This window comes from Pseudonocardia sp. DSM 110487, from assembly GCF_019468565.1.
Lineage (GTDB): Bacteria > Actinomycetota > Actinomycetes > Mycobacteriales > Pseudonocardiaceae > Pseudonocardia.
In genome coordinates this window covers 5616528-5636144 of the sequence record NZ_CP080521.1, presented here as the reverse complement: position 1 = coordinate 5636144, position 19617 = coordinate 5616528, and the positions used below count along the sequence as shown (strand labels likewise).

General features: G+C 72.1%; 15 protein-coding genes. 10 read left to right on the top strand and 5 right to left on the bottom strand.

The genetic code is table 11. The annotated features are described in order from the left end of the window. The first annotated feature begins 70 nt into the window (after nt 1-70). Nucleotides 71-3052: a hypothetical protein gene (locus tag K1T35_RS26240; protein WP_220254445.1), complete on the top strand. Its 2982-nt coding sequence runs from the start codon at nt 71-73 to the stop codon at nt 3050-3052. A 71-nt stretch (nt 3053-3123) separates the two neighbouring features. After that, nucleotides 3124-5853 carry an AAA family ATPase gene (locus tag K1T35_RS26235; protein WP_220254443.1) on the top strand — a complete coding sequence of 910 codons (2730 nt, stop codon included), beginning with the start codon at nt 3124-3126 and terminating at the stop codon, nt 5851-5853. A 162-nt stretch (nt 5854-6015) separates the two neighbouring features. Here K1T35_RS26235 and K1T35_RS26230 read toward each other — a convergent pair whose 3' ends face one another. Next, complete coding sequence (locus K1T35_RS26230; RefSeq protein WP_220254441.1) at nt 6016-6567, bottom strand: hypothetical protein; 552 nt, start codon at nt 6565-6567, stop codon at nt 6016-6018. 161 nt (nt 6568-6728) lie between these two features. Here K1T35_RS26230 and K1T35_RS26225 point away from each other — a divergent pair, with 161 nt between their 5' ends. Beyond that, nucleotides 6729-7325: a hypothetical protein gene (locus tag K1T35_RS26225; RefSeq protein WP_220254440.1), complete on the top strand. Its 597-nt coding sequence runs from the start codon at nt 6729-6731 to the stop codon at nt 7323-7325. Between the two features lie 3 nt (nt 7326-7328). Here the strand turns inward: K1T35_RS26225 and K1T35_RS26220 are convergent, their stop codons facing one another. Further along, entirely contained in the window at nt 7329-9098 is a 1770-nt protein-coding gene (locus K1T35_RS26220; RefSeq protein ID WP_220254438.1) for a sensor histidine kinase, read from the bottom strand. Further along, nucleotides 9095-9448: a LytTR family DNA-binding domain-containing protein gene (locus K1T35_RS26215; RefSeq protein ID WP_220254437.1), complete on the bottom strand. Its 354-nt coding sequence runs from the start codon at nt 9446-9448 to the stop codon at nt 9095-9097. Before K1T35_RS26215 ends, K1T35_RS26220 begins: the two co-directional genes overlap by 4 nt. 87 nt (nt 9449-9535) lie before the next feature. On the opposite strand from K1T35_RS26215, the gene K1T35_RS26210 reads away from it, so the two are divergent. The 4 genes from K1T35_RS26210 to K1T35_RS26195 all read left to right on the top strand — a co-directional run bounded on the left by K1T35_RS26210 (nt 9536) and on the right by K1T35_RS26195 (nt 13734). Beyond that, a complete protein-coding gene (locus tag K1T35_RS26210) occupies nt 9536-10186 on the top strand; it encodes a response regulator (RefSeq protein ID WP_370645135.1) in 651 nt (216 codons plus the stop codon). Nucleotides 10187-10896: 710 nt separating this feature from the next. Next, nucleotides 10897-11727, top strand: a complete 831-nt coding sequence (locus K1T35_RS26205) for a CPBP family intramembrane glutamic endopeptidase (RefSeq protein WP_220254435.1) — start codon at nt 10897-10899, stop codon at nt 11725-11727. Continuing rightward, complete coding sequence (locus tag K1T35_RS26200) at nt 11724-12473, top strand: esterase family protein (protein WP_220254434.1); 750 nt, start codon at nt 11724-11726, stop codon at nt 12471-12473. Before K1T35_RS26205 ends, K1T35_RS26200 begins: the two co-directional genes overlap by 4 nt. Before the next feature lie 16 nt (nt 12474-12489). Then, nucleotides 12490-13734, top strand: a complete 1245-nt coding sequence (locus tag K1T35_RS26195; RefSeq protein WP_220254429.1) for a RimK family alpha-L-glutamate ligase — start codon at nt 12490-12492, stop codon at nt 13732-13734. An 83-nt stretch (nt 13735-13817) separates the two neighbouring features. On the opposite strand, the gene K1T35_RS26190 is transcribed toward K1T35_RS26195, so the two are convergent. Continuing rightward, a complete protein-coding gene (locus K1T35_RS26190) occupies nt 13818-15035 on the bottom strand; it encodes an acetyl-CoA carboxylase biotin carboxylase subunit family protein (protein WP_220254427.1) in 1218 nt (405 codons plus the stop codon). A gap of 30 nt (nt 15036-15065) precedes the next feature. Further along, entirely contained in the window at nt 15066-16295 is a 1230-nt protein-coding gene (locus tag K1T35_RS26185) for a hypothetical protein (protein ID WP_220254425.1), read from the bottom strand. A 24-nt stretch (nt 16296-16319) separates the two neighbouring features. Between K1T35_RS26185 and K1T35_RS26180 the strand changes: the two genes are divergently transcribed. The 3 genes from K1T35_RS26180 to K1T35_RS26170 are packed head-to-tail and all read left to right on the top strand — an operon-like array spanning nt 16320 to nt 19587. Next, a complete protein-coding gene (locus K1T35_RS26180) occupies nt 16320-17543 on the top strand; it encodes an acetyl-CoA carboxylase biotin carboxylase subunit family protein (RefSeq protein WP_220254423.1) in 1224 nt (407 codons plus the stop codon). Beyond that, entirely contained in the window at nt 17540-18448 is a 909-nt protein-coding gene (locus tag K1T35_RS26175) for a hypothetical protein (protein ID WP_220254418.1), read from the top strand. The genes K1T35_RS26180 and K1T35_RS26175 overlap by 4 nt, the downstream gene beginning before the upstream one ends. Then, nucleotides 18445-19587, top strand: a complete 1143-nt coding sequence (locus K1T35_RS26170; protein WP_220254417.1) for an alpha/beta hydrolase-fold protein — start codon at nt 18445-18447, stop codon at nt 19585-19587. Before K1T35_RS26175 ends, K1T35_RS26170 begins: the two co-directional genes overlap by 4 nt. The last annotated feature ends 30 nt before the right edge of the window (nt 19588-19617 follow it).

Sequence of the window (19617 nt, the reverse complement as noted above, 5' to 3'; positions counted from 1 at the left end):
AACCCCCACCGGCCGCCCCTTCCCATGTTGCGACCGACCCCGCGGAGCGGTGACGTGAGTGAGCCCCGAGGTGACTGAGCACGGCATCCTGGAGAGACCGAACAGCGCGCCGGCTCCCCGCCTCGTCGAGGGCACGGAGCTGATCGGCCGGTACCAGGGCTCCGGCTACCGGGAGCCGAAATACCTCGTGGGCCGCGACGACGGCCAGATCATCCAGCTCCCCGAGCTGCTGTACCAGCTCGTGGTGGCGGTCGACGGGCGCAGGGACATCGACGAGCTCGCCGCTCGTCTCGAGGCGGAGTCCGGACGGCAGCTGAGCGCCGAGCAGGTCGTCCTCCTGCTGGAGAGGAAGCTCCGGCCCGCGGGGATCGTCGCGGCGCAGGACGACGACCCGGATCGCCCCGCCGTCCCCGTCGCGCGCCCCAGGCCGGATCCGCTGCTCCTGCTGCGCCACCGCGTCCGGGTCGTCCCCCCGAACGTGGTCTCGTTCGTCGCCCGCGCCTTCCAGCCGCTGTACTGGCCGCCCGTACTCGTCGCGCTGCTTGCCGCCTTCGTCGTGCTCGATGTCGTCCTCGTGCTGAGCGGCGCGGTCGGTCAGGTCACGGCCGGTGCGATCGCTCTGGCCCGGGAACCGGTGCTGGCCCTGCTGCTGCTCGTGATCGTGCTCGCGTCCGGTGTCTTCCACGAGTTCGGGCACGCCGCCGCATGCCGATACGGGGGCGCGCGGCCCGGTCCGATGGGCGTCGGGATCTATCTGGTCTGGCCGGCGTTCTACAGCACCGTCACCGATAGCTACCGGCTTTCCCGCACCGCTCGGCTGCGCGTCGACCTGGGCGGGGTGTACTTCAACGCGATCTACATCGCCGGCATGAGCGCGGCCTACCTCTGGACGGGCGCGCCGTGGCTGCTTGTCGCGATCCTCGTCCTTCACGTGGAGACATCCCGACAGTTCCTGCCGTCGATCCGGCTCGACGGCTACTACATCCTCAGCGACCTGATCGGGCTGCCCGACCTGTTCATGTTCCTCCGCCCGGTGCTGAAGAGCGTCCTTCCCGGCCGTGCCCCGCACCCCAAGCTCGCCGAGCTCAAGCCGGGCGTCCGCGTGATCATCATCGCCTGGATCCTGCTGGTCGTCCCCTTGATGCTCTTCTTCCTGGCGATGTTCGTGGTGCTCGCGCCGCAGGTGCTGCCTGTGGTGTGGGACACGGTGCTGATGCTCCTGTCCAGGTCCGCCGCGGCGATCCGGTCCGGGGACACAGCCCTTGCATCCCTCGACGTGGTCCGGATCTTGTTCGTGGTCCTGCCGGTGGTCGGCGTCGGGATGCTTCTCGGGTCGCTCTGCCGCCGGATCGGCCGCGCGGTCGTGGGGAAGCCGCACCGGCCCGCGCGCGCGGTACCCGCCGAATCGCGGCGGGCATTCCGGAGTTTCCTCGTCGTCGCGGTGCCCGTCTCGCTGGTCGGTCTGCTGGCCGCCGGCGCGGCCGACCAGCTGGCCGCGACCGCGGGAGAGGCCGTTGTCGCGGCCGGGGCCGCGCTCGGCTCGGGGAGCGGCCTCGGGGCCGTCTCGTGGCCAGATGTCGTCGCCGTGCACCAGATCGCGGCCGTCGAGCGGCTGATGGGTGACGTCGCGCCGACCGTGATCGATTCGGCGCGGACCGTCTTCGTGCTGGTGAACGCGGTGGGCTGCCTGTTGCTGTTCCCGCTCGCGCGGCGGCTCGGGCTTTCGGCGCGGGCCGCGGCGATGGCCGTGGTCCTCTGCGGTCTCCCTGCGCCGCTGGTGCTGCTCCATGCGTCGGTGGACGCCGGTGGCCTGGCCGCGATGTGGCTGACCGCGGCGGCGTGCCTGGTCCGCCGAGGGCGGTGGGCCATGGTCGCGGCCGTGGCTGCGACGGTGACGGCGGTGCTCACCGCACCGCTCGCCGCGGTCGGGCTGCTGATCGGCGGTGCGCACGCCGTGCTGATCGGGTCCGTCGCCGGCCGCTGGCCACCGTGGGCACGGTGTGCCGGTGCGGTGGCGCTGGGTATGGCCGCGATTGCCGTAGCCGTCCGTTCCGTCGGCAGCGGGCCGTGGGTCGTGTCGGGCGTCGGCATGCCTCCCGCGGACGTGCGCGGAGCGTTCCTCGCGATCGGTGCTCCGCTGCTTGCCGTGGCCTACCACCGGATCCCGCGGCTGCAGCCGATCGCCGTCGGTGGGATGGCGTTCCTGATGATCGTCTTCGAGCCCGGTCCCCACGTCACGACCGCCATCCTGCTGGGCCTGCCCGCGCTCGGGGTGCTGGCCGCGGCTCTCCTGGAGGATGCCGGCGGGCGGTGGCGCTCATGGCGAAGCGGGCTCGTGCCGGCGGCACTGCTCCTCACCGGGATCGCCACGTCCGGGCCGGTGGTGCACGCCGCCGCCGCGTCGGCACCCGCTTCCGGCCGGGTCAGCGACTGGGTCCGCACCGAGCTGAGTCCCGCAACCGTCGTCCAGACCGACCCGCTCACGGCGGCGCAGCTCCAGCGGGACGGCCTCCCGGCCGAGCGGTTGCGGCCCGCAACGGACCCGCCGATGCCGGGCGCGGTCACCGTCGTCACGACCCCTGCGGACACGATGCCGGCGGGGCCGCCGCCGGCCGTGAGGCCGCTCATGACCGTGACCGACGGCCCGGGAGGCGGGGTCACCGAGGCTTACGGTCCGGCGACCGTCGATGACGCGGAGGAGCGGCTTCGGCTCGGGTCGCGGTTGGTCGGGAACCCAGCACTGACCCTGGACGCCGCGGCCGCCGAGACGATGCGGCAGGGAGAGGTCGATGCGCGGCTGCTCACACTGCTGGCCGGGTTGGCGTCGACCCACGAACTCCGGATCAGCGCCTTTCCGACGGTCGAGGGCGAACCGGCGACCGTGCCCCGCCGGATCATGCAGATCGCCGCCGTCGATGGCACGCTCGTGCGGGCGGCCGGGACCTCGGAACTCGTGGCGCGCCGGCTCGTTGCCCTGCCTTCGCTCTTTCCCGCCGACATTACCGTCGACCGTGGAGTCCTGACCGTCCACTACACCGTTGTCGTTCGTTGACGAGCGGTCTGGGCCGTCGGCAATGAGAAGGTTGCGAGCCGCACGCGAATGCTACCGAAGCGCGTCACGCGATGGTAGTAATATGGTTGCGCTTTTCACGATGCTTCGGTTACTGGCGAATGCACGGGGGGACAGCAACCCAGATGCAGCTGCTCGAGGGGATATCGAGCGACCCATGGACGTTGACGGGGCGTGAGGCAGAGCGTCACGTCATCGTCGAGCGGCTCAGCGAGGGAGCGCCGCACTGCATCGTCATCACGGGCGATCCGGGTGTCGGCCGGACGCGCCTGGCGAGGGAAGCACTCGTCGCTGCGCGCGACGCCGGATGGAGCACGCTCTCGGCAACCGGTACGACGGCGGCGTCGGCGGTTCCGCTGGGCGCGATGGCCCATTTGATCCCGCCGGCAGAACCCGCGCTCGATCCCTTGGCGCTCCTGCAGCGGGCGATGTCGACCATCGTCACGGCGGGCGGTGAGCGTCCGCTCGTGCTCGTGGTCGACGACGCCCACTTGCTGGACGACCTGTCGCAGACGCTCGTGCAGCAACTCGCCACCGGCGGCATCGTCTCCGTCGTGATCACGATCCGCACGGCCACCGCGCCGGGCCTTGCGGCCCTGTGCCGGGACGGCACGGCCGAACGGATCGATCTGGCGCCGCTCGAACGGGACCAGTCGGACCGGCTGGTCGCGGCAGCACTCGGCGGGGACGTCGACACGCGCAGCTGCGAGCGCCTGCGGCGACTGACCCGCGGCAACCCGATGTACCTGCGTGAGCTCGTGGAGGGCGGCCTGGCCGCAGGACACCTGCGCCGCCGCGACGGTTGCTGGCGCTGGGCCGGGGAGATGTCCCCGTCGCCGCGCCTCGTCGAGATCGTTGACGCCCAACTCGATGTGAACGTCGCGGAGCGGGCCGCGCTGGAGGTTCTGGCCGTCGGCGAGCAGGTCTCCTTGGAGACGCTGCTCGGGATGAGCACGACCGCGACGGTTGCGGGCCTGGAACGGATCGGGCTGGCCGCCGTCGAGGGGACCGGCCAGCAAGCGCAGGTGCGCATGACGCATCCGCTCCACGCGGAGGTCGTGCGGGCCCAGATGCCCGAGGCTGCCGCGATCCGGATCCGTCAGCAGCTCGCAAACGGCGGGGCGCGGAGCAGGTCGAAGGAGGAGCTCCTGCGTGCCGGCCGGATGGCGTTGGACGGTGCCGGCCCGGCGCTGGACGCTGCGCTGCTCACCGAGGCCGCGGGGTGCGCGAACGAGAATCTCGATCACCCCCTCGCCGAGCGGTTGGCGCGGGCAGCCGTGGATGCGGGCGGCGGCATCGCCGCCCGCCTGGCGCTGCTCGAGTCCGTGCAGTGGCAGGGGAGGTCCATGGACGCTGAGGCGATCGCCCGCGCAGCTGCCACGTGGGCCCTCTCGGACGACGAACGTGCACGGCTCGCGGTGATGCGCGCACTCAACGCGTTCTGCGGGGCCGGCCGGGCGTCCGACGCGGAGGCACGGCTCCGCGAGACTGCCGCGGTCGTGCCGGGCCTCCGGGCCCGAGACGAGCTGATCGCGGCGCTGGCGCTGATCGCCTTCCTGAGAGGGCGGGCCGAGGAGGCGGTGGACCTCGGCACCGGAGTCCTGGCGCGCCTCGAGAACCGCACGTTCGCCCGATCGCTCGCGGCAGCCGCGACGGCCGGCGCCCTCGCGATGACCGGGCGGACCAAAGAGGCGCTCGCAGTGGCGGCTACCGGGTGGTCCGAGGTGCAGGGCGCCCCCACGGAGTCCCAGGCGGCATTCGTCCGGCTGTCCCTCGCGCAAGGGGAGCTCCTGGCGCTGTGGCTGTCCGGCCGGTTCGCCGATCTCCACAGCCGGGCGGTCGAACTGCACGAACAGAGCATGACGGCTCCTGACTGGGCGGGTGACGCCGTCGCCGCGCTGCACATCGGATGGGCCGCCTTGGCGCCGGGACACGTCTCGGTGGCGAAGCGGTGGCTCACCGAGGCGATGGCCGGATTCCGGCGACAGGATCCGATGGGTCTGCTTCCGGTCTGTGCGTCGCAGCTGGCCCAGACGCGAAGCCTGCTCGGGGACGACTCGGGTGCGCGCGAGGCGCTCGGGCAGGTCGACGCGGTGCGTGACCGCGCGATGCCTGCGTTCGAACCGCTGATCCTGCTCGGCAGAGCGTGGGTCACGGCGGCGACGGACAGGCGGGAAGGGCTGGACATCGCCCTCGAGGCCGCTCGCCTCGCTGCCGACCTGGGGCTCTGGGCGATCGAGGCGACCGTGCTGCAGGCCGTCGTCCAGCTCGGGCGGCCGGGCGACGTGGCAGGGCGACTGCGTCAGCTCGCCGCGCAACTCGACAACACGCTCGTCTCGATCTACGCCGATCACGCCGACGCAGCGGCGGAGGAATCGGGTGGGCGACTGGACTCCGTCGTCGCGGAGTACGAACGGGTGGGCGCGTACCTCGCCGCGGAGGACGCCAGCGCCGTGGCGGCCGCAGCCCACCGACGCGCGCGGCACCATCGGAGGGCCTCGGCCGCTGCCGTGAAGGCGGCGAAGCTCGCCCGATCCTGCGGCCGTCCCCGCACTCCCGGGCTGGTTCAGCTGTCGATGCCGCATCTGACGTCGCGCGAGGAAGAGGTCGCGCGACACGCATCGGCAGGGCGGGGCAACGCGGAGATCGCCGCCCGGCTGGTGCTGTCCGTGCGCACGGTCGAGGCGCACCTCGCCAACGTGTACGCCAAGCTCGGTATCACCAGCAGAACCCAGTTGCGGGATGCCCTCGCCGCCACGGCGGCGCCGGACGGGAATCGCTGACGCATGGGGGAGCGGCGACCCGGCGGCGGCCTGAGGGGATTCGCGCGCTCCGCGCGGACGGCGATCCCGGTCTTCCATCCGGAAGAGTGACGCGGCGCACCATCGACCTGTGGTCGCCCGCGACCGGGTCGCAGCCGATCCCCACCAGCGAGGTCGGTTCGGTCATGGCGCACCTGCCGTGCCCTCGGGTGGTCGAGCGACCATTCGAGCACGAGAGCGGGACGCGTGCCGCCGGGCGCCGGCGAGCAGGCCGGCGTCGACCAGGAGCATCCCGATCAGGACCGCCTGCAGGTGCGCCTGGGCGCCCGATCCATCGGCGTCGTAGAAGAACGTCCATGCGATCTTGAACAGGAACGCACCGTTGATCACGACCATCGCCCAGCCGAACGAGCGGCGCCACAGGGCGGCGGCCACGCCGAGGAAGATCAGCGGCACGAGCAGCGACATCGCGATCTTCGCGGCCGTCCACTCGCCGAGCAGGTAGTCGCGTTCCACCTGGAGCATCTGGATCACGCCCGGTTCGGGACGGGCAGGTGCGGGGAACCACGCCATCGACGTCGCGAGCGCGAGGAGCGTCACCACGATGCCGGGCCAGCTGCGCCGATAGGCGAAGAAGCAGAACGGCAGGAAGAACAGCGGCCGGATGTACCAGCTCAGGACGTTGTGATGGCGCTCCCAGGCCCACGCTGCGAGCTCCGCCAGCCACTCGTGCATCGGCCCTCCTCGGCTCGGCCTCGACTGGCCGAATCACAGCGTCGGTCGCGTCGGCGGCCGGGGCCACGGGGAGATCCCGGCAAAGTTCGAGGGATAACCCGGTGCGATCCCGGGGGTGACCCGATGCCGATCCGGACCGCCGGTGCGAACACTCGACGGGCATGACACCTCTCGCGCGCCACGCCGGCCCCGTCGCGGCCACGGCAGGCACCCTCTTCGCCACGACCCACCTCGGTCTCTACTCGGTGATGGACCGCACCGACCTCGTCGCCATGTCCGCCGACCCGGCCTTCCGAGCCGCGAACATCTCCTACGCGGCCACGTTCCCGTTCCTGCTGATCGCCATCGTCGCGCTGTACGAACGACAGGGGAGCGCCGCGGGAAGGGCCGGCACAGTCGGCTTCTGCGCCGCGGTCGTCGGCACGTTCGTCCTCGGCGCGAACATGTGGTTCGAGGCGTTCGCGGTGCCGTGGCTCGTCGAGGCGGTACCCCAGGTCCTGACCGTCGAGAAGGCGCTCATCTGGCAGTTCGGGTTCTACTCGAGCTATCTGCTGTTCGCACTCGGCTGGGTCCTGTTCGGGATCGGCTGCCTGCGGGCCCGCATCGTCCCGCGCGCGCTCGCGCTGGCCGTCTTGGCGGCGGGAGTCGTCGGGTTCTGGGCGGGGATGCCCCCGTTCGGCGTCCCGCTCGGGCTTGCGATCGCGGCGATCGGTGCGTGGCTGGTCCGGGCCGGCCGGGCGGTCGAGCTCGCCGCGTGAGCGTCAGCGGCCGTTGCAGGGCAGCACGGCGATCAGCCTGGTCCCGCCGTCGGCGGGGCTCGTCAGCCCGAGCCGGCCACCGGCCGCCGCGACCCGGTCGGCAAGGCCGCGCAGGCCGGAGCCGTCCGGGTTCGCGCCACCCACCCCGTCGTCGGCGAGGTCGAGAACGAGCGTGTCGCCGTCCACGTGGACGTCGATCTCCACCTTTCCGGCCGACGAGTGCTTCGCGGCATTGGCGAGGCCCTCGGACACGACGAAGTACCCGGTCTGCTCGACCGGCTCGGGCAGGCGTCCGGTGGGCGTGCGCCGGAGAACGGCGGGGATGGGCGAGCGTTCGGCCAGCACGGTCAGCGCCGGTCCCAACCCGGCGTCGGTGAGCAGCACCGGGTAGATCCCGCGCGCCAGCTCGCGCAGCTCCGCGAGCGCCCCCGCGAGTTCCTCGCCGGTCCGGGCGAGGGCGGCGTCGACCTCCTCGACGGACGCGGAGGCCAGCTTGCGGCGGGTCAGCGTGAGCAGGAGCGCGACCGTGACCAGGCGTTGCTGCGCCCCGTCGTGCAGGTCGCGCTCCACGCGCCGACGTGCGGCGTCGGCGGACTCGACGATCCGGGCCCGCGACGCCTGCACCTCCCGCAGCTGCGCGCGCACCTCGGCGTGCAGGCGCTCGTTCTCCAGCGCCATCCCCGCGCCTGCGGCGACGGCCTCGACGAGCTCCGGCTCGGCGGCGAGCGCGGGGTCGTGCACGAGCGCGGCGATGCGCGATCCGCCCCGTTCGAGGTAGGTGACCGCCCTGCCGGGCGGGATCGGCTCGACCGCGACCGGCCTGCCGCGGGCGTCGACGTAGATCTCGCGGTCGGTGAGCCGGTAGGCCACCACGACGGACGGGTCGTGCAACGTGCGGGCGAGCACCTCGCGCAGCCGTTCCGGGGCGGGTGCTCCCGCCCCGAGTTCAACGATCATGCGGCCGACCCCCGACTGGTCCAGCCGGCTGCGGAACAGCCCGAAGAGCAGCGCCAACGGCAACACGACGAGCATCGTGCGGGCGCCCCACGTGAACGCCGCGCGCACCTCTGGCGGCAGGGCCAGCACGAAGGCGCTGCGCTGCACGATCAGCGCTACGACGATCAGCACTCCGCCCAGTAGCCCCGGCCCGATCGCCCGGCGTTCCGCGGGACCGGCCTGCCGCCACCGCGCCCCCACGATCGCGAGCACCGACCCGCAGAGCGCGAGCACGACCACCTGGACCGCCACGTCGACGAGCTCGGGACTGCCCGGCTGGACCGGCACGATCACGAGCCCGTTGGGCGGGAGCCCGGTGCCTGCCCCGCGCCGCGCCCCGAGCAGCAGGAACACCAGGTCGAGCGGGGCGGAGAGCAGGTAGCCGACGGCGACGGTCACGCGCTGGGGCCACGATCGGATCCGGCCGGTCGGGAAGGTCACGAGCAGGTGCACGAACACGCTGAGGTGGACCGATCCGACGAGCACGCCGACGGCGAACCCCGCGTCGGAGTCGACCGCGACGGCGAACCGCGCGAGGAAGGCGAAACCCAGTACGACCATGAGAGGGCCGGTGCTGTTGTCGGGGCGTCGGGTCCATGCGACCAGCCCGATGCCGATGAACGACCAGCCGACGGCGAGATCCAGCACGAGCGTCGGCGCGGCGAGCTCGGCCGGTACGTCGTAGCCGCCCCACATCAACGCCGCCGCGGCGGCGATCCCGGCCGCCGCCCCCGCGGCGCCCAGCGGGGCCCGGACCCGCCGGCTCGGCGCGATCACGTCAGCGCCAGCCGCAGCGTGTCGCCGCTCAGCTCGGCCTTGGCGATGAACCCGTGCGCCGCGCTCTCGGCGACCAGGCGGCCGTAGTCGTCGCGAGCGCGGCTGGAGACCAGCACGATGCGGGGCGCCTGCGGGGCGCCGGCGAGTGCATCGGCGATGCCGAACCCGTCGACATCGGGCAGCTGCACGTCGAGCAGCACGACGTCGGGTCGCAGGTCGCGGGCCGCGCGGAGAGCGCCAGCGCCGTCGCTCGCCTCGCCGACGACGTCGAAGCCGTCGACCGTCAGCAGCTGCCGGGCCAGCGCCCGGAACGGGGCGTGGTCGTCGACGATGAGCACCCGAATCGGCACACGAGGATGCTGGCACCGGGCGGGTCCGGCGGATACAGGGTCAGCCCGCTACTTGACACCCGTGGCCGCGGCCCCGACGTTGGCGGGATGTCCCTGCGAGTCGCTGTCGCCGATGACGCGGTGCTGTTCCGGGAGGGCCTCGCGCGGCTGCTCGCGGACGCGGGGTTCGCGGTGACGGCCACGGTCGGTACCGCGGGGGAGCTGCTGGCCCACGTCGGCGCCGAGCGGCCGGACGTCGCCGTCGTGGACATCCGCATGCCGCCGTCGCACACGACGGAGGGGCTCGAGGCCGCGCGGACCCTGCGGTCGCGGTACCCGGAGATCGGCGTCCTGGTGCTGTCGGCGCACGTCGAGACGGCCTACGCGCTCCAGATGGTCGAGTCGGGCGCCACCGGGGCCGGCTACCTGCTCAAGGAGCGGGTGACGGACGTCGACGAGCTGACCGCCGCCGTCCGCCGGGTCGCGGCAGGCGGGCTCGTGGTCGACCCGAGCGTGGTCGCCGCGCTCGTCGGCCGCCTGCGCGTGCAGAACCCCCTCGACGCGCTGTCCGAGCGGGAGCGCGACGTGCTGACGGTGATGGCGGAGGGACGCTCGAACCAGGCGATCGGCGATCGGCTCTACCTCAGCCCGAAGACCGTCGAGGCGTACGTGCGCGCGGTGTTCACCAAACTCGGCCTGCACCAGGCCGCGGACGACAACCGGAGGGTCCTCGCGGTGCTGGCGTTCCTGCGCGGCTAGTTGGCGCCGACGCACCCCGTGTCGGTCGACGCACCCCGTCGTAGGTCAGGCGCCCCGTCGACCGGGTGCGCGAGCCGAGAACGAGCGCGCCAGCCGACACGAGCCGCGTCAGGCCGGCCCGGGGTGAGCCTGTGATCATCAGATCGGCGCCTTCCCGGCGCCGGGCGGCCGCTTTCGCACTGAACCGCTGATCATCGCCCGGTCGCGCGAACGGGCGTGCCCCCGCGTCGGGGACTACCGTCCACGCAACCCCAGGGGACGGTAGTGCACCCAACCCAGCCACCCCCACGACCCGACACGCGTCGGTCACGGCGAACCGGTGGGACCACGCGCGAGGCCCGGATCGCGGGGCGGGCGCCGGGTGGCCGGAGCCGGGAGCGGCGCGCCCACCGGCAGATGCCCGACCGACCGGCGACGGGCATGATCCGAACTATCGGTTGTCCATGGTTGTCGCCACGACCATGAGCACCCGAAACTCCAGGTCATGGACAGGAAGATCGCAAGTATCGGTTGTACACGGCTGTCTGCACAGCCATGAGCAACCGGTACTGCGGATCATGGACGCGGCCACCGCCGAACGAGCCTGGCAACGGCGCCGAACACCCATGATCACAAATCCGGCTGTAGTACTTGGCACCAGGGATAACCCTGCCCGTGGCGCCGGGTCCACCTGCTACCGGCCGGCGCCGGGTCGCGACGACAGTGGCCTCATGTCGGCAATCAACGAGTGGACCCGCCGGAACCGGCTCATCGCGTTCTTCGCGCTCACCTTCCTCCTGTCCTGGTGGCCCTGGCCGTTCTACGCGCTGGGCGCGGTGCCGACGGCGTTCTTCGCCTGCGGCCCGCTCGTGGCCGCCCTCGTCGTCATCGGGGTCGCCGAGGGGCGCCATGGTTACCGCGACCTGGGTGCCCGGATGATCCGCTGGCGGGTGGGGTGGGTGTGGTGGTGCGTGGCGATCGGCACCCCGCTTGCGGTGATGGCTCTCGCCGCGACGGCGAACGTGACGGTCTGGGGCGCACCCGCGCCGGTGCTGGCCGACGTCTCGTGGGGAGCTCTCGCGGTCGCCCTCGCCGTGCGCTTCGTGAACCCGCTCGACGGCCCGCTGGGCGAGGAACCGGGCTGGCGCGGCTACGCGCTCCCGCTGCTGCAGGTCGACCGGACCCCGCTCGCGGCAGGGCTCGTCCTCGCACCCGCCGTCGCGCTGTGGCACCTGCCGCTCGTCGCGACCGGGCAGCTCGCCCCGATCGCCCTCGTCGTGACCGTCGCGATCACGCTGGTCTACGTCTGGCTGTTCAACCGCACCGGCGGCAGCGCGCTCATGACCATGGTCTTCCACATCGCACAGGGCACGGGGTACGCGGTCTTCGGCTTCGGCGGTGCCGACGCTGCCCGCATGGACTGGCTGACCGGCGCCCTGTGGTGCGCACTCGCCATCGCCCTGATCGGCCTGGACCGGGCGGCCTGGCGGCGCGCTCCCACGTCCGCCGTCGCCGCGAGCCCCGCGAAGACTCCGATCCCGGTCTACCATCCCGAAGGATGAGGCGGCGCAGCATCGACCTGTGGTCGCCTGCGATCGGCTCCTCCGGCTCCGTGATGGCCTACGGCCACTGGGGACGCCCGGTGCTCGTGTTCCCGGCCGAGGCGGGCCGCGCGGGTGACTTCGAGTCGCACGGCATGGTCGACGCGGTCGCCGACCTCCTCGAAGCCGGCCGGGTCAAGCTCTACTGCGTCGACAGCTTCGACGCGCAGTCGTGGTCGAACCCGACCATCGCATTGGAGGAGCGCGGGCGGCGGCACGGCGCGTACGAGTCCTGGATCGTCGAGCAGGTCGCGCCGTGGATCCACGAGGACTGCGGCGGGCCGCAGCCGATCCTCACCACCGGACCCAGCATGGGCGCCTACCACGCCGCGAACTTCACGCTCCGCCGCGGTGACCTGTTCCCGCAGGCCCTCTGCCTGTCGGGCAACTACGACCCGCGCGCTCTGTACGGGTGGGGCGAGGAGGGGGATGCCGTCTACTTCCACATCCCCACCTCGTACATCAGCGGCCTGCACGGCGACCACCTGGAGTGGCTGCGCGGTCAGGTGCACCTCGTGCTCGTCGTCGGGCAGGGGATGTGGGAGGACACGACCGGTGCCGAGGCGAGCACCCGCAGGCTCGCCGGCCTGCTCGCCGAGAAGGGCATCCCGCACGAGCTGGACGTGTGGGGGCACGACGTGGCGCACGACTGGCCGTGGTGGCGCCGCCAGCTCGCGCACCACATGGACCGCTTGACCAGTGGCTAGCGAAGAGGAGGGGCCGTTGAACCGACACCTGATCGGGCTGCTGCTCGGCACAGAGGAGGACTGGCCCACCGCCTTCGAGACGATCGTGCGTCGGATGGGCCCGGTGCGTGCGGGGGCGGGCGAGGAGCACGGCTTCGACGTCGAGCGGATCACCATCGAGCCGTTCGACCTGCGCGACAAGCCCCGCTACGACCTGGTCATCGACCGGCTGGCCTACTGGTACTACGTCCCGCGCGAGTGGCTGAAGAAGATCGCGCTGATGGACGACGTGTACCTGCTCAACAGCCCGTTCACGTTCCAGTCGATGGAGAAGCACGCCGCGTACTGCGCGATGATGCGGCTCGGGCTCAAGGTGCCCGACACCGTGCTCGTGCCGTTCAAGGACCCGCCCGAGCACGCCAAGTTCGCCTACACCGCGTCCCGTTACAACAAGTCCTTCGACCTCGAGGCGATCGGCGATCGCATGGGCTATCCGCTGTTCATGAAGCCATACGACGGAGGGGCGTGGGTCGGCGTCACCCGCATCACCGACGAGGCCGACCTGCGCGCCGCCTACGACGCGTCCGGCCAGCGGCTCATGCACCTGCAGAAGGCGGTGGAGGGCTACGACGTGTTCGCCCGGTCGCTCTCGATCGGCGCGGAGACGATGGTGATGAAGTTCCGCCCCGAGCTGCCCATGCACGACCGCTACGCGGTGGACCACGAGTTCCTCGAACCCGAGGTGGGCGACGAGGTGGTGACGATCTCCCGGCTGATCAACGCGTTCTTCCGCTGGGAGTTCAACTCCTGCGAGAACCTGGTCTCCGGCACCGAGGTCTATCCGATCGACTACGCCAACGCCTGCCCGGACGTGGCGCTGACGTCGCTGCACTACTACTTCCCGTGGGCGATGACGGCACTCGTGCGCTGGTCGGTGTTCTCGCTGGTGACGGGGCGCAAGCCGCGCCTCGACCTGAGCATGGCGAACTACTTCGCGATCGCCGACCGGGACGACCTGTCCTACGGCGAGAAGCTCGCCGGGTACCGCAAGCTCGCCGACGAGTACTTCGAGACCGACCGCTACCTCGACTTCTGCGAGAGCAGGATGGGCCACGTCGGGGAGGTCGTGCTGGAGTGGGTCGAGAGCCCGGACTTCGATGCGCTGCTCGTCGATACCGTCCGCAACACCTACCCGCCGGAGGAGCACGACCGGTTCATCGCGCACTTCCGCGGCCTGGTCGGGCTGTGGGTGCGGGACGAGGCAGCGACCCAGCCGGCGTAGACCGAACGCACCGTGCACATCTCCGCGCAACCGTGCACACCGTCGACGGTGTGCACGGTCGCCGGCCGGTGTGCACGGTCTTCTCAGGCGGCGTAGAGGCGGAGATCCGTCGCGAACCGTTCCGTCATCTCGATCACCCGCTGCAGCTCGTGGTGGCGCACCACGACCCAGCCGTCGCTGATCAGCAGGGCGCGCCAGTCGCGGCGCGGGGCGCCGATCGGCAGCAGGTCGACGAGCACGATGTCGTCGCCGTACGCGGCGCGCAGCGCGTCGAGCCCCTCGATGTGGGTGATCCGGCCGGAGCCCTGCGCGCGCTTGAAGATCGTGCCGGCGTTGTGGCGCTGGCTCAGCGGGGTGCGCAGCTGGCCGTGGAGCACGGCCTCCGCCCAGCCGACGTAGAGATCACCGTCGGTGGCGTAGTTCATCAGGTCGACGACGCGGGCGCCCGGAGGGCGGGCGGCGATCTCGCCGAACACGGCCTCGCCGGACGCCGTGCGGTACCACTCCATGTGCGTGAAACCGGTCTGGAACCCGAGCGCGGCGAGCACATGGGCGCCCATCTCGCGCCCGGGCTGCAGATCGGGCGCCGAGAGATCGCGCAGCGCGATCGACACCGGGCTGACCCACTCGTGCATCTTCATCTGCAGCGGCCGCGGGCGGTACCACATGACGTTCTCGAAGAGGATCTTCCCGTCGGCGCAGACGGTGTCGAACGTGAACTCCTCGCCGTCGACGAACTCCTCGACGCTCACCTCCGGCACATGGCGCAGTAGCGGCAGGACCTCGGAGAGCTCCGCCGAGGAGTCGACGCGGTAGGTGTCGGCGGAACCCGCGCCCGCGATGGGCTTGACGATGATCGGGTAGCCGATGCGCTCCGCCGCCTCCCACACGCCCTTGACGGTCCTCGTGCTGACGTGGCGCGGCGTGCGGATCCCGGCGGCGTCGAGGACCTGCTTCATCCGCTCCTTGTCGCGGAACGGGACCGTCTGCAGGACGCTCATGCCGGGCAGCCCGAACGTCTCCCGGATCCGCGCGGCCAAGATCATGTACGGCTCCCACAGGCACTCGACCTGGTCGAACCGGACGTGCCGGGTGAGGCTGTGCAGCGCGGCGAACACGGCGCCCTCGTCGGCGAGCGACACGTGCTCGTAGTGCGCCAGTGCGTCGCGGGCCGCCGCGGGCAGTTCGGAGGGTGGCTGGTCGCCGATCCCGATCACCCGTGCACCGGATGACGCCAGCGCCCGGGTGAAGTACGCCATCTCCGCGGGAAAGCCCGGGGAGAGCATCACGACGGTGGTCACTGTGGCTCCATCATCACTCTGCCTCCATCATCACTGGGCCTCCACCATCTCGACCCTGATCCCCTCGACGATCTGGCGCAGGGCGTCGCGCACCACCTCCGTGTCGGGATGCCGGACGGTCACGTACCCCTCGCCCTCGTAGCCCGACGCCGCGGGCTGCCCCGGCTCGGGCAGCCGCGCCTCCACGACGAGATGACCGATGCGGCGTTGCAGCTCGTCGACGCCGTGCACCGCGCGGACGCGGCCGCGCCCCTGGCCGCGCAGATAGGCGGTGCCCGCCGCGAACTTGCGCTCCGGTGGATCGAAGCGGTCGAGGATCATGAGCTCGGTCCAGACGCGGTAGAAGTCCACGTCGTGGACGTACCCCAGCATGGACGTGACTTGCGCGCCGGGCGGGCGGGCGCCGACCTCGGACACCGCGACCGAGCCGTCCGGGCGGCGGAACCATTCCATGTGCGTCAGGCCGTGGCGCACGCCGAGCGCGCGCAGCGCCGCAGGCCCGATCTCGCCGATCCCGGCGTAGCGGGGGCCGTCGAGCTCGCGCGGCAGCAGCACCGTCCACTGGATCCACGGGTTGCGCAGCACGTCGAGCGGCGGCGGGACGTAGTCCGACACCGACCCCCACACCACGCGGCCGTCGATCGTGACGGCCTCGAACGTGTGCTCGTCCCCGACGAGGAACTCCTCGAGCAGCCCGGGTGCCTCCGCACGCGGCGGGGTCGAGGCGAGCCAGCTGCGCAGCGCGGCGGCGTCGTCGAGACGGTAGGTCGCCTGCGCCCCCGCACCGGCCGGCGGCTTCGCGACCAGCGGGAACCCGACCGCGTCCGCGAACGCGAGCGCGTCGCCGGGATCGGTGACGAGCTGGTGGCGGGCGCAGGGCACGCCCGCGGCGCGCAGCACCTGCTTCATCCGGGATTTGTCGCGCACGTTGTAGGCGGTCTCGACGTCCATGCCGGGGATTCCGAGGGTCTCCCGGGCGTACGCGAGCGGCACCTGCAGCTGTTCGAGGGCCCCGACCAGCCGCTCCACCCGCCCGATCTGGCCGGACAGCCCGTTCGCGGCCTCGGCGATCTGGCGTGGATCGAGCGGATCGTCCACGCGCCAGTGCGCCGCCAGGTGGCGGGCGAGCTCCGGGGGTACGTGTTCGGCGGGCACCGTGGTGATCACTCCGAGCCGGACGTCCGGGATCTGCGCCGCCGCGGCGACGAACCGCACGGTGGCCGGCATGAGGAACGGTGCGACGAAAGCAGCGACCGTCATCCATCGGAAGCTACCCTGCTTGGGGTGAACGTTGTCTATGTCGAGCCGGCGTTCCCGCCGACGCAGCGCCATTTCGTGCGCGCGTTGGCCGATGTCGGAGCCACGGTGATCGGCGTGGGGGAGCGCCCCGTCGACCAGTTGGACGACGAGCTGAAGGGCTGGATGGCCCATTACCACCAGGTTCCGACCGTCATCGACGCAGGCGTCCTGACCGACACGGTCCGCTGGATCCAGGACAAGGTGTGGGTCGACCGGCTCGAGGCCACGATCGAGTCGCACACGCTCGCCGCGGCGCAGGCCAGGGAGAACTGCACGATCCCCGGCACGTCGGTGCGCACGGCGTGGCTGTGCCGGGACAAGCCGTCGATGAAGGAGGCGTTGCGCGCCGCAGGCGTCCCCACCGCCGCGTCAGCCGCCGTCACCGCCGCCGACGAGGTCCAAGCCTTCGTCGACGCCGTCGGTTACCCGATCATCCTCAAGCCGCGCACCGGGGCGGGCGCGCTCGACACCATCCGCGTCGACGACCGCGCCGGCCTGGACGAGGCCCTCGGCCGGTTCGGCGCCCAGGCCGTCGAGTCGATCGCGGTCGAGGAGTTCGTGGAGGGCCACGAGGGCTTCTACGACACCGTGTCGGTCGACGGGAACGCGTCGCTGGACTTCGTCTCGCACTACTACCCGAACGTCCTCGAGGCGATGCGCACCCGGTGGATCTCCCCGCAGTTCGTCTCGACCAACCGGGTCGACGCGGTCCCGGACTACCAGGACCTGCGCGACATGGGCGCCCGGGTCAATGCGGCGCTCGGGATCGGCACGAGCGCCACGCACATGGAGTGGTTCTTCGGGCCCAAGGGGCTGCGGTTCTCCGAGATCGGGTGTCGGCCGCCCGGCGTCGGGGCGTGGGACCTCTACTCGGCGGGCAACGACATCGACATCTACCGCGAGTGGGCGAACGCGGTGGTCCACGGGCACGTCGCGACCCGGCCGTCGCGGCGGTTCGCCACCGGGATCGTGGCGCTGCGGCCCGACCGCGACGGGCACATCAGCGGCTACTCGGGCGTCGACGAGGCGCAGGCGCGCCTGGGGGAGTGGGTGATCGACGCGCACCTGCCGTCGCCCGGCACGCCCACCCAGCCGGTCGAGGCGGGGTACTGGGCCAACGCCTACGTGCGGATGCGCCACCCCGACTACGACGTCCTGCGCGGGATGCTCGACGACGTCGGTCGCACGGTGCACGTCCACGCTGCATGAGGGTGATCGTCCTCGGGCCGCAGCGCCGGCCCACCCTCGATGCCGTGGTCCGCAGCCTCGAGCTGAGCGGCCCGATCGCCACCGTCACCGCGGGCTGGCAGGAGCGTGAGCCCGACGACGCGGAGTTCGACGCACTGGTCGGGGGCCGCAGCGCCAACCTGCGGCTGCACGCCCGTTGGCAGGACGTACTGACCCGCGACCCGGAGTACGCGGCCGCTGAGCTCGAGCACCGGGCGGCGCTGCGTGAGCTGCAGGAGCTGCACCTCGTGCAGCTCGACGGCGCGCTGCGGGGCCTGCGCGAGGTCGCGCGGTACGGCGGTAGCCGCCCTCCTATCCGGGACGCGGCGTGCGCCGACGCCGAGGCCGTCGTCCGGCTCGTGGACGAGCGGCACCTGGCTCGCGTGCGGGAGGCGCGGGAGGCGTTCGAGGCCAGGTGGCGCCCCGGGGAGCGGCTCGCGGCCGCCGGGCACCGCACCGAGGTGCGCCACGTGCTGGACGCGGCCGCCGGGCTGGTCGTCGCGGGCGGGCACGTGGGGGTGCTGCTGCACGTGCTGCGGCTGTTCGCGGTCGGTGCCGCGCCCGTGGTGATCGCCTGGTCGGCGGGGGCGATGGCGTTGACCGAGCGGGTGCTGCTGTTCCACGACAAGGCACCGCACGGGCCGGCGCACGCGGAGTTCCTCGATGCAGGCCTCGGGTGGATCCCCGGGTGTGTGCTGCTCCCGCACGCGCGTAGGCGGCTGCGCACCGACGACACCGCACGGATGGCCGAGCTCGTCGGCCGGGCCGCCCCGGCCCGCTGTGTCGTGCTCGACGACGGGGTGCGGCTCGACCTCGGCGAGCGCGGCGCGCTGCCGCCGGGCGCGCGGACGATCGGCCCCGACGGCCGGATCGGCGACCTCGCGTGACCCGCCTCGCCATCAACCGGCTCAAGGAGCGCAGGCCGGACGCCGCCTCGATCGACCGGTTCCTCGCCCGGCACGAGGTGCCGATCGTCGAAGGGGATCGGTGCACGTTCCTGTGGCGCGGCGAGGCCGACGAGGTGTTCCTCGTGCAGCGGATCGTGGGACTGCCCGAGCGGCTGCCGCTGCGCAGGTTGTGGGGCACCGACCTGTGGTACCTGGTGCTGGAGCTACCGGCGGGATCGCGGATCAACTACCAGGTCGAGGTCCGCCGCGGCGAGCACACCGAGCGCGGCAACGACCCGCTCAACCCGAAGCTGTCCTACAGCCCCGTCGGCACGTCCTCGGTGTGCTTCGCCCACGGTTACGTCACCCCGGACTGGACGGAGCCAGACCCCGACGCCCGGTCCGGCGAGCTGACCGAGCTGGTGCTCCAGAGCCGCGCGCTGCGCCGCGACTGCCGGGTGACCCTGTACCTGCCGGCGCGGTTCCGGCACACGGCGTCCTACCCGCTGCTGGTCGTGCACGACGGCGGTGACTTCCTGCAGTACGCCGCGGCGAAGACGGTGCTGGACAACCTGATCCACCGCCTCGACGTGGCCGAGACCGTGGTCGCGTTCGTCCACCCGCAGGACCGGCTTGCCGAGTACTCGAACTCGGCCGCGCACGCGCGGTTCCTCACCCGCGAGCTGGTACCCCGCCTCGAGGCCGAGCTCCCGCTCGTCGGGCAGCGCTCCGGGCGGTGCCTGCTCGGCTCCAGCTTCGGCGCGGTCGCCTCGCTGGCCACGGCGTACCGGGCGGCGGACGTCTACGGCTCGCTCGTGCTGATGTCCGGCTCGTTCGTCTTCACCGACATCGGCGCCGTCGACCACGGCGGCGGTCCCGTCTTCGACCCGGTGGTGCGGTTCGTGAACCGCTACCGGGACCGCCCCCGGCGGGTGGCCGATCGCCTCTTCGTCAGCTGCGGCGTGTACGAGCCGCTGATCATGCCCAACCGCTCGATCGTGCACACCTTCGAATCGACGGGCATGACCGTGCGCTTCGTGGAGACGCGCGACGGCCACGACTGGGAGAACTGGCGCGACACCCTCCGCGACGCACTGTCGTGGGTCTACCCGGGGCCGCAGAAGCTCGTCTACGAATGACTCGTGAGTGGATACGCGTGCTATAGCGCG